Origin of the sequence: Streptomyces sp. 8K308, from assembly GCF_004348315.1 — a bacterium.
Taxonomy (GTDB): Bacteria; Actinomycetota; Actinomycetes; order Streptomycetales; family Streptomycetaceae; genus Streptomyces.
Window position 1 is genome coordinate 1 of record NZ_SMKC01000289.1, and the last position, 9109, is coordinate 9109.

The following is a 9109-nucleotide window of genomic DNA, read 5'->3' on the forward strand; positions in this document are numbered from 1 at the left end:
CACCCACCCCTTGGGGCGCGCTCCGCACGGTGGCGGTGGGCCGTGATGCGCAGTACGCAGAGCCGGCGCGGAGCGCGGTGCGCTCCGCGCCGGCGCGGGCCCGTGGCGGGAACGCGGCCTACGCCGTCAGCTCCTGGCGGAGTGCGTCCCGCAGGCGGGCCGCGCGTTCCGTGACCTCCGGAGGGCCCAGTTCCATGGCGCGCGTGCACCACGTGCCGCCCTCCGCCAGGTCGCCGCGGCGCGAGGCGAGCAGGGCGAGCTGCAGCGCCGCCCGGCCGTGGCCGGCCTCGGCGGCACGGCGCCACCACAGGGCCGCCTCCGGCAGGCTGCCCTCGCGGGCCAGCAGCAGCCCCAGGTTGAACGCCCCGTTGCGGCTGCCCGCCTCGGCAGAGGCCCGGTACCAGCGCGCCGCCGTCACCACGTCGTCCCGCGCGGCCGCGCACATGCCGAGCCGCACCTGGGCGCGGCGGTGGCCGCGCTCGGCCGCCGCCGTGTACCAGCGCTCGGCCGCCTCCTCGTCGCCGCGCCGCTCTATCAGCACGGCGAGCCGGAAGGCACCCTCGACGCTGCCGCCCTCGGCCGCCAGCGTCAGGTGCTCCTCGGCGCGCCGCTGGTCGGCCTCGGAGCCGCCGGCCCGCAGCAGCTCGACCGCGATCTGCAGCGCCGCCTCCGGGTGACCGGCCGCCGCGGCCTGCTCGTACCAGTGCCGCGCCTGGGCCGTCTCGTCCCGTCCCGCGTGCAGGATGCCGAGGTTGAACGCCGCGTCGACGCTGCCCGCCTCGGCCGCCTTGGAGAACCAGGGCTCGGCGCCCTCCGCGTCGCCCCGCTGGAGCAGTAGCACGGCCAGCGCGTTGGACGCCTCGCGGTGGCCCGCGTAGGCCGCGCGCCGGTACCACTGCTCGGCCTGGGTCATCCGGCCCTGGCCGGCGCAGAGCAGCGCCAGGTTGAAGGCGCCGTTGGTGTCGCCGGCGTCCAGCGCGGCCCGGTACCAGCGCTGGGCCTCCTGCCGCTCGCCGCGCTGCGCGCACAGCGCGCCCAGCGCGTTGGCCGCGGGGCCGTCGCCGTCCCGCGCGGCGCGCCGCCACCAGCGCTCGGCGCCGGCCTCGTCGCCGCCGTCGCGCAGCAGGAAGCCGAGCGCGCTCGCGGCACGCGGCTCGCCGGCCTCGGCGGCCTCCTGGTACCAGCGGCCGGCCTCGGCCAGCTCGCCGCGCTCCTCGAGCGAGGTGGCGAGCCGCAGCGCGGCGCGCCGGTGGCCGCGCGCGGCGGCCTGCCGGAACCAGCCCTCGGCGGCCGCGGCGTCGCGCTTGGCGAGCTGGCAGCCGTAGCGGTAGGCGGCCTCGCGGTGGCCGCGCTCGGCGGCGGCGCGGAACCAGGCTTCGGCGCCCGGCGCCCCCCGGTGGTCGAGGAGGTCGGCCAGGGCGTAGGCGCCGGAGGCGTGCCCGGACTCGGCCGCCTGCCGCAGCCAGTACTCGGCGGCCGCCTCGTCGCCGCGCTCGCGGTGGTGCCGGCCGAGCGCGTGGGCGGCGGGCGCCGAGCCGCCGACGGCGGCGATCCGCCACCACTCGGCCGCCTCGTCGGCGCGCCCCGACTGGTAGAGCAGAACCCCCAGATTGTTGGCGGCCGACCGCTCGCCGTCCGCCGCGGCGGTACGCAGCGGCCCCTCGGCGTGGTCCAGGTCGCCGAGGCGCAACAGCCGCGCGCCCTCGCGCGCAGCCGCACGACTGCTCTCGAACCTCGCGTTGTCCCCCATAAGGTCCATAGTCGCACCACCTGAAACCTGCGTACACCTGGTATACCGCAGCCAGTGAAGTCACTTCAGCGGTTTGTCGACTTCCCGATATGGATACACCCAAACACCATCGCGGGCAGGGAGTTGTCCTGAGTCGAGACGCAGTATGCCGTTCGACACTGTCAGAGCAGGTCACCAAGCACCAGCGGCAACCGCCGAACTTATGCGCAAGGTTGACGGGTTGACGGGTGTGAACTGTGGTCGCGCTGCACGGTATTGGTGAAGTGCGAGGTGAGGGCCGGGAGGCCGACGACGTGAGGGGCCGGGAGACGTCACCGTCTCCCGGCCCCTCACCCGATGTCGTCCATCACTCGGACGGCGTCTCCTCGGGCTGCCCGCCCTCAAGCTCCTCGATCCGGCCGAAGGCCTCCTCGAGTCGCTCCTGGGCCTCGGCGTAGGCGCCCCAGTCGCCCGCCTCGAAGGCCTGCTGGCTCTCCTCCCAGGCCTGGGTGGCGTCCTGGATGGCCTCCTCCAACGTGGCGTCGGTCGGCGGCTCCTCCTCGCCCTCGTCCGGCGGCGTCTCGTCCTCCGGTGGCGGCTCCTCGCCTGACTCGGTCACGCCGAACACGACGTCCAACGCCTCGCCCAGCGTGTCCTCGAAGGCGGTCTGTTCGCCGTAGGTGACCAACACCTTCCGCAGCAGCGGATAGTCGGTGTTGGCGCCGCGCACGTAGACCGGCTCGACGTAGAGCAGCCCGCCCTCCAACGGCACCGTCAGCAGGTTGCCGTACTCGACCTCGGAGTCGCCGCGTTGGAGGATGTTGATCTCCGTGGCGATGTCCGGATCGGAGTTGAACCGGCTCTGCACCTGTTGTGGGCCCCAGACCGTCGTGTTCGCCGGCAGGGTGAGGATCCGCATCGTGCCGTAGTCGTCGGATCTCGCGTCCGCCTCGACCGCCATGTAGGCGGCCAACGTGTCTCTGCCCTGTGGCGTGAACGTCGTGGTCAACGAGAAGACCTGGCCGTCCTGGTCCGGCATCCGCATGCTCAGGTAGTACGGCGGGACGGACTGGCCCTGCTGGGTCGGGTCGTCCGGCACCTGCCAGCGCTCCGAGCCGCTGTAGAACTGGTCGGCGCTGTCCACGTGGTACCGCTGGAGCAGGTCGCGCTGGACGTTGAAGAGGTCCTGCGGGTACCGGAGATGACCCATCAGCTCGTCGCCGATCTCGTCCCGGTCGTGCACGGTCCCGGGGAACGCGCTGCGCCACGTCTGCAGCACCGGGTCCTGCTCGTCCCACTCGTAGAGCTCCACCTCGCCCGTGTAGGCGTCGACGGTGGCCTTCACCGAGTTCCTGATGTAGTTGATCTGGTTCTCCTGGGCGATCACGTCGCCCTGGGTCTCGGTCAACGAGGTCTCGGTGACGTCGCCGAGTGTGGTGCGCGACGAGTACGGATAGCCGTTGGACGTGGTGTACGCGTCCACGATCCACAGCACCCGACCGTCCACCACCGCCGGATAGGGGTCGCCGTCGATGGTGAGCCAGGGGGCCACCGCCTCGACCCGCTCCTTGGGGGTGCGGTTGTAGAGGATCCGCGAACCGTCGCCGATGGCGCCGGAGTAGAGGATCTGCGGCTCGCCCATGGTCAGCGCGTAGGCGGCGCGGACGAAGTAGTTGTCGAGCGAGACGCCCGCGTCGGCCTCGTAGCTGTACTCGACCTCGCCGTCCTCGCCCGCGTAGTCGATCTCCTGCTGCGGGCCGCCGACGATCGAGTACTGGGTGGTGTACTCGCCGAAGTAGATCCGCGGCTCGTACGCGCCGAGGTCGGTCAACTGGCCTTCCTGCGGCAGGTCGCGCTCGGTGAAGTCGGGCTGCCCGTTGCTCTGCACCGTGGTGCCGTTGGCGGCCACCACGCCGAAGCCGTGGGTGTAGCGGAAGTGCTCGTTGATCCAGTTCCGCTCGGGGATCTGGTTCACGTTCATCTCGCGCAGGCCGATCACGGTGTCCTGCTCGGCGCCCTCGTTCCCGATCGGGTAACGGTCCACGTCCAGCGTGCCGGGGAACTGGTAGTAGCCACGGACCTGCTGGATCTGCTGGAAGGCCGGCGAGACCACGCTCGGGTCGAGCAGCCGGATGGAGGCCGTGTCGCCCACCGCGTTGCGCAGCGTCTCGGGTGACGCCTCACTCACACCCGAATAGTCCTCGATACTGGCGTCCGCGATGTCGTACGCGTCCTTCGTCGAGTCCATGTGGTGCTGGATGTACGGCGTCTCCCTGGCCTGCTCGTTCGGCCGGACCTGGAACTGCTGGACGAGCGCCGGGTAGACGCCGCCGATCAGCACCGCGGAGAGCACCATCAGGCCGAGCCCGATCACCGGCAGCTGCCAGCCGCGCCGCCAGAGCGTGGCGAAGAACAGCACGGCGCAGATGGCCGCGATGATCGTCAGAATCGTCTTGGCCGGGAGGTACGCGTTGGCGTCCACGTAGCGCAGGCCGGTCCAGCCCTCGGCGTTGCGGAAGTCGCCCCCCTTGAGCGCCAGGCCGTACCGGTCGAGCCAGTAGGCGACCGCCTTGAGCGCCACGAACAGGCCGAGCAGCACCGACAGGTGGCCGGTGGCCGCCTGCGTGATGCGGCTGCCGGGCGTGGTCAGCCGCACGCCGCCGTAGAGGTAGTGGGTCAGCGCGGCCGCGATCGTGGACAGGACGATCACGGCGAAAGCGAAACCGAGGACGAATCGATAGAAGGGGTAGTCAAAGGCGTAGAACGAGACGTCCCGGTGGAACTGCGGGTCCTCGACGCCGAACGACCTCCCGTTGACCCACTGCAGCCAGGTGCGCCACTGGCCGGAGGCCGAACCGCCCGCGATCAGACCGATCACCAGCGAGACGCCGATCAGCACCCACCTTTTGAAGGGGGCGATACCCATTCGATAACGATCGAGATTCTGCTGCTCCATCGACATGGCGCTCAGCGGGGGCCGAAGCCGGTGCGCCAGCCAGATGTTGAAGCCGACCACGAGCGTCATCACCAGACCGGAGCCCACGAACATCGAGGCCCTGGTCAGGAGCTCGGTGCGATACACGCTCGTGTATCCGACGGAGCGATACCAGAGCCAGTCCGTCCAGAATCCGGCGAACATGGCGAAGAGAATGGCGAGTCCCGCCAGAATCGCCGCCGTGATCAACAGGCTCCTGGCGCCTCTGGGAGGACGTCCGACGCTGAACCGTGGGCCGCCTGGACCTCTCGGCCCCCGGGGCCCGTTCGGACCGTTGGGGCCACGGCCCGAGCCCCGGTCCGGCATCTGGAAAGCCAAGGTGCGCACCTCAAAGAATCGCTGTGGTCGTTGTCGGGCCGAACGCCCGCCCAACGGACATCGCGCGGCCCACTCGGACTAACTTACTCAAGCTTTACTCGGTTCCCGATTTCGGGGTATGAGACGGCACGATAGGCCCATGGACAACACGACCCCCGACGTACCCAGTGCCGCGCCGCCGGCCGCCGATCCGCTGACCAGGGCGGTGCTCGAAATCGACGACTATGTCGCGGGGCTCGGCTGGGACCGCCCGGCGCTGCTGTTCGCGCTGGTCGACACCGAGCGGCTGCGCGCCGAGGAGCCCGCGCTCGCCGAACAGCTCGACCTGGGCGGCGACAGCCCCCTGACCCCGATCGAACAGGACGAGTTGCCGGCCGGGGTGCCGCTCGACGAGTTCCTCGCCACGATCGCCTGGCCCGACCAGGTGGCCGGCTGCGCGCTGGCCGTGGAGCGGCTGATGCTGCCGCCATCGGCCGAGGCCCAGCTGCCGGATGGCCTGTCGGAGGCCGCGCTGGCCGACTGGGTGGCCAAGCACCCGGACCGGCAGGAGGTCAGGATGACGGTGGCCGTGCTGCGGGACGGGCGCCGCGAGTCGGCGCTGCGGCTGCGCGAGAAGGACTCCCCGATGGACGTGCTCACCGGGCCCGAACTGGTGCCTGGGCTCGCCGCCGCGCTGGCCGCCACCTTCGAGGAGTAGCCGGGCGCCGGGGAGCGGCCGTACGCGCGAGGGCCTTCGCTCAGCTCGCCGAGCAGAGCGGCAGGTCCCCGGTGCGGTCCTCGCTGATGTCCTCGAGCGCGGCGAGGGCGTCGTCGAGCGTGGCCACGCGCACCAGCGTCAGCCCGTCCGGCACGTTCTCCGCCGCGGCCGCGCAGTTGTTCTCCGGCGTGAGGAAGTACTCGGCGCCGGCCTCCCTGGCCGCGATGACCTTCATCGCGACGCCGCCGATCTGCCCGACCCGCCCCTCGTCGTCGATGGTGCCGGTGCCGGCGACGAAGGCGCCGCCCGTCAGGTCGTCGGGGGTGAGCCGGTCGATCAGGCCGAGCGCGAACATCAGGCCGGCGCTCGGCCCGCCGACGTCCGCCAACTTGATGTCGATGGTGAACGGGAAGGTGTGGGTGACCCCGGCCTGGATCCCGACGATCGCGCGCTGGTCGTCGTCGGCCGCCGCGGTCGTGATGGTGACGTCCTCGGTGTCGGTCGGCAGCTCCTCGCCCGCCTCCTGCGCGGCCTGCGCCTGCTCGGCCGGCACGATGGTGAACACCACGTCCTCACCGGGCTCGTGCTGGGTGACGAGCTCGGCGACCTGCCCGGGCTCGGTGATCTTGGTGCCGTCGACGGCCACGATCGCGTCCCCGGCGTGCAACCGCCCCTCCGACGGGCTGTCCCTGACGACGGCGGCGACGATGGTCTGCGCCGGGATGTCGTAGCCGATCGCCTCGAGCGCCGCCACCTTGGCGCTCTCCTGGGAGGCGCTGAACTCCTCCGCGTTCTGCTGCTCGACCTCGTCGGCCGAGACCTGCTCCGGATAGAGCGTGCGGTACGGAACCACGGCCGCGTCCGCCGCCAGCCAACCGCTGACCGCCTCCAGCAGGTTCATCCGGTAGTCGACGCCGGTCACGCGGACGGTCGTCATGTTGAGGTGGCCCGAGGCCTCGTACGTCTCGTGGCCCTCGATGTTCAGCACCGGCTCGCCGTCGTGCTCGCCCAGGGTGTTGACCGTGGGTCCCGGCGACATCTCCGCGTAGGGGACGTTGATGAGCACCCCGGCGCAGAGCAGCCCTATCAGCAGGAGGATCGACGTCAGCAGCGTCGCGGTGCGGCGTGGCATGCCTTGACAGTACGTGACGGGTCCGTCAGCCGTCCGCCGGGGCCCGCTCCATCGCGGCGCGGAACGCCTCGTAGCCCCGCACCCCGGCCTTGTCCCGCATGCCCCGGTGGTTCACGCTGCGACGGGTGGCCCAGGCGCTCCACAGCCCGGCCACCACCGCGCCGGCGACGGGAATCAGCAGCCACAGGAGAACCGCCATGACCTACCTCCCACCTCCGGCGGACGTACCACCAACGCTCGGTCGTGGGAACGAGTTACGCAACCGGAGTAACTTCCTTGATGATCTTCGCACGAGGCGACCGCGCTACGCGCAGGCCCCCACCCATTCTTGGGTCCCGTCGGCGAAGGACTGGTGCTTCCAGATCGGGACCTCGCGCTTGAGGTCGTCGATCAGGCGGCGGGCGGCGTCGAACGCCTCGCCGCGGTGCGGGCAGGCGACCGCCACGATCACCGCGAGGTCGCCGACGCCCAGGTCGCCGACCCGGTGCACGGCGGCCAGCGCCTCGACCGGGAAGTCCGCCACGATCTTCTCCGCCACCCGCCGCAGCTCGGCCTCCGCGCTGGGGTGCGCCGAGTAGGCCAGTGAGGTGACGGCCGGCCCCTTGGCGGGCCCGTCGTGGTCGCGGACCGTGCCGACGAACAACGCGGTGCCGCCGGCCCGCTCGTGGCCCACCGCCGCGAAGACCTCGTCCACGGACAGCGGAGTGTCGCGGATCGCGAGCAGCCGGATCGGCTCCGCGCGGTCGGCGCGGTCAGCACGGTCGGCTCGGCGTTCGGGAGGCGTCGCAGTGGGCCCAGTCATGTCCACCATGCTGCCCTACCGAACATCCACTCAACGACGCCGGCTGCGCCTCGCCCGCCGCACCAGGGCCGCCGTGCCCACCAGCGCGACCGTCGCGCCGGCCGCGCCGAGCGTCGTCGCGGCGTCCTTGCGGCCGAGCCGGCGGCCGGCAACCGTGTGCCGGCCCGCCACCTCGGCGAGCAGCTCGGCCAGCACCTCCTCGTTGCTCCAGCGCGGCCGCCAGCCCGCCTCGTACAGCTTGCTGCCGCTGACCACCCAGGGGTGCATGGTGTAGGCGAGGTCGCCGGCCGGGGACGGGGTGAGGCCGAGCCGGTGCAGCCGGGCCGCCGCGCCGAGCGCGACCGAGGGCGGCAGCTCCATGCGGCGGATGCCGGTCAGCTCCTCGACCTCCTCCTGCTCGAGCCAGCCGTCGCAGCCGACCGCGAGCTCACCCTCCACCTTGTCGAGGACGGCGAACTCCAGGGCGCTGACCAGGTCGTCCACGTGGCAGAACTGCCAGCGCGGCCGCGAGCCGGCGACCACGAGCAGCCGGGGCGACTCGAAGTACCTGGTCAGCGCGGTGTCCGTGCCGCCGACCAGCACGGCCGGGCGCAGCACCGTGACGTTGAGCCCGGGGTGCGCGCGGGGGGCGCGGCGCGCCAGGCGCTCGATCTCCAGTAGGTCGCCGACGCAGGTGGCGTCGGCGGTGGCGCGGAGCTCGGCCTCCTCGGCGAGCGGCACGTCGTTGTCCGGCAGCGCGCCGTAGACCATGGCCGAGGTGCACAGCACGACGCGCCGCACCCCGGCGGCCGCGGCAGCGGTCAGCACGGTCTGGGTGCCGCGCACGTTGTACGCGGTGCGGGCGGCCGGGTCGGACTCCAGGTCCAGGTCGAGGGCGAGGTGCACCACCACGTCCACCGGACCCTGCGCGCCTTCGCGGTCGCGGTCGCGCGCCCCCTCGCGGCGGAGCGGGCCGCGGGCGGCCCCCGAGGTGCGCAACAGGTCGGCGATGGCCGGGTCGCGGACGTCCAGCGTGTGCCACTCGGCACCCTTGACGTCACCGACGCGCTCGTCGAGGGCGAGCACCCGCTTCACCTCGTCCGCGGCGAGCAGACGCTCGGTGAGCAGGGCGCCTACCCCGCTCGCGGCACCGGTGACGGCGACGGTCAGCGGGGCCGCGGGGCCGTTTCGCGCAGCGCGAACGGCTGGCTCCGGGGAACTCACAGGGCTTCTCCAGCGGTTGTTTCTGGTACGACGTGCGCACGCCCATCCTGCCTGAGAGGTGTCTAGGCTGGAGGCAGAGACCAGCGATCGGGCAGCCACGTTGGTTCCGTCCGACACACAGAGCCGAGGATTCCCGTGAGTGACTTTCCCTTCGGATTCGGCCTCCCCCCGGAGGAGCCGGATGATGGTGAATCCGGCAAGAAGCGCGGTGGCGGCGGGGGGCAGGGCGGCCG

The 9109-nt window shown here is 72.1% G+C and carries 7 protein-coding genes; 1 reads left to right on the top strand and 6 read right to left on the bottom strand.

What is annotated here, in order from left to right; translation table 11 throughout:
- Window positions 1–118: 118 nt before the first annotated feature.
- On the bottom strand, window positions 119–1750 hold the full coding sequence (locus E1265_RS28445) for a tetratricopeptide repeat protein (protein WP_132933862.1): 1632 nt from the start codon (window positions 1748–1750) through the stop codon (window positions 119–121).
- Between the two features lie 346 nt (window positions 1751–2096).
- Window positions 2097–5030, bottom strand: a complete 2934-nt coding sequence (locus E1265_RS28450) for a UPF0182 family protein (protein WP_132933867.1) — start codon at window positions 5028–5030, stop codon at window positions 2097–2099.
- A 151-nt stretch (window positions 5031–5181) separates the two neighbouring features.
- Between E1265_RS28450 and E1265_RS28455 the strand changes: the two genes are divergently transcribed.
- Window positions 5182–5739 (top strand): PPA1309 family protein, encoded by a 558-nt coding sequence (locus E1265_RS28455; RefSeq protein WP_132933863.1) that lies wholly within the window; start codon window positions 5182–5184, stop codon window positions 5737–5739.
- A gap of 40 nt (window positions 5740–5779) precedes the next feature.
- Here the strand turns inward: E1265_RS28455 and E1265_RS28460 are convergent, their stop codons facing one another.
- From E1265_RS28460 to E1265_RS28470, 4 genes are all read right to left on the bottom strand, one after another.
- Window positions 5780–6871, bottom strand: coding sequence for a S16 family serine protease (locus E1265_RS28460; RefSeq protein WP_132933864.1), 1092 nt, complete (start codon window positions 6869–6871; stop codon window positions 5780–5782).
- A gap of 25 nt (window positions 6872–6896) precedes the next feature.
- Window positions 6897–7070 (bottom strand): hypothetical protein, encoded by a 174-nt coding sequence (locus E1265_RS37365; protein ID WP_165953918.1) that lies wholly within the window; start codon window positions 7068–7070, stop codon window positions 6897–6899.
- Window positions 7071–7175: 105 nt separating this feature from the next.
- Complete coding sequence (locus tag E1265_RS28465; protein ID WP_132933865.1) at window positions 7176–7673, bottom strand: molybdenum cofactor biosynthesis protein MoaE; 498 nt, start codon at window positions 7671–7673, stop codon at window positions 7176–7178.
- 30 nt (window positions 7674–7703) lie between these two features.
- On the bottom strand, window positions 7704–8876 hold the full coding sequence (locus E1265_RS28470; protein WP_132933866.1) for an NAD-dependent epimerase/dehydratase family protein: 1173 nt from the start codon (window positions 8874–8876) through the stop codon (window positions 7704–7706).
- Between the last annotated feature and the right edge of the window lie 233 nt (window positions 8877–9109).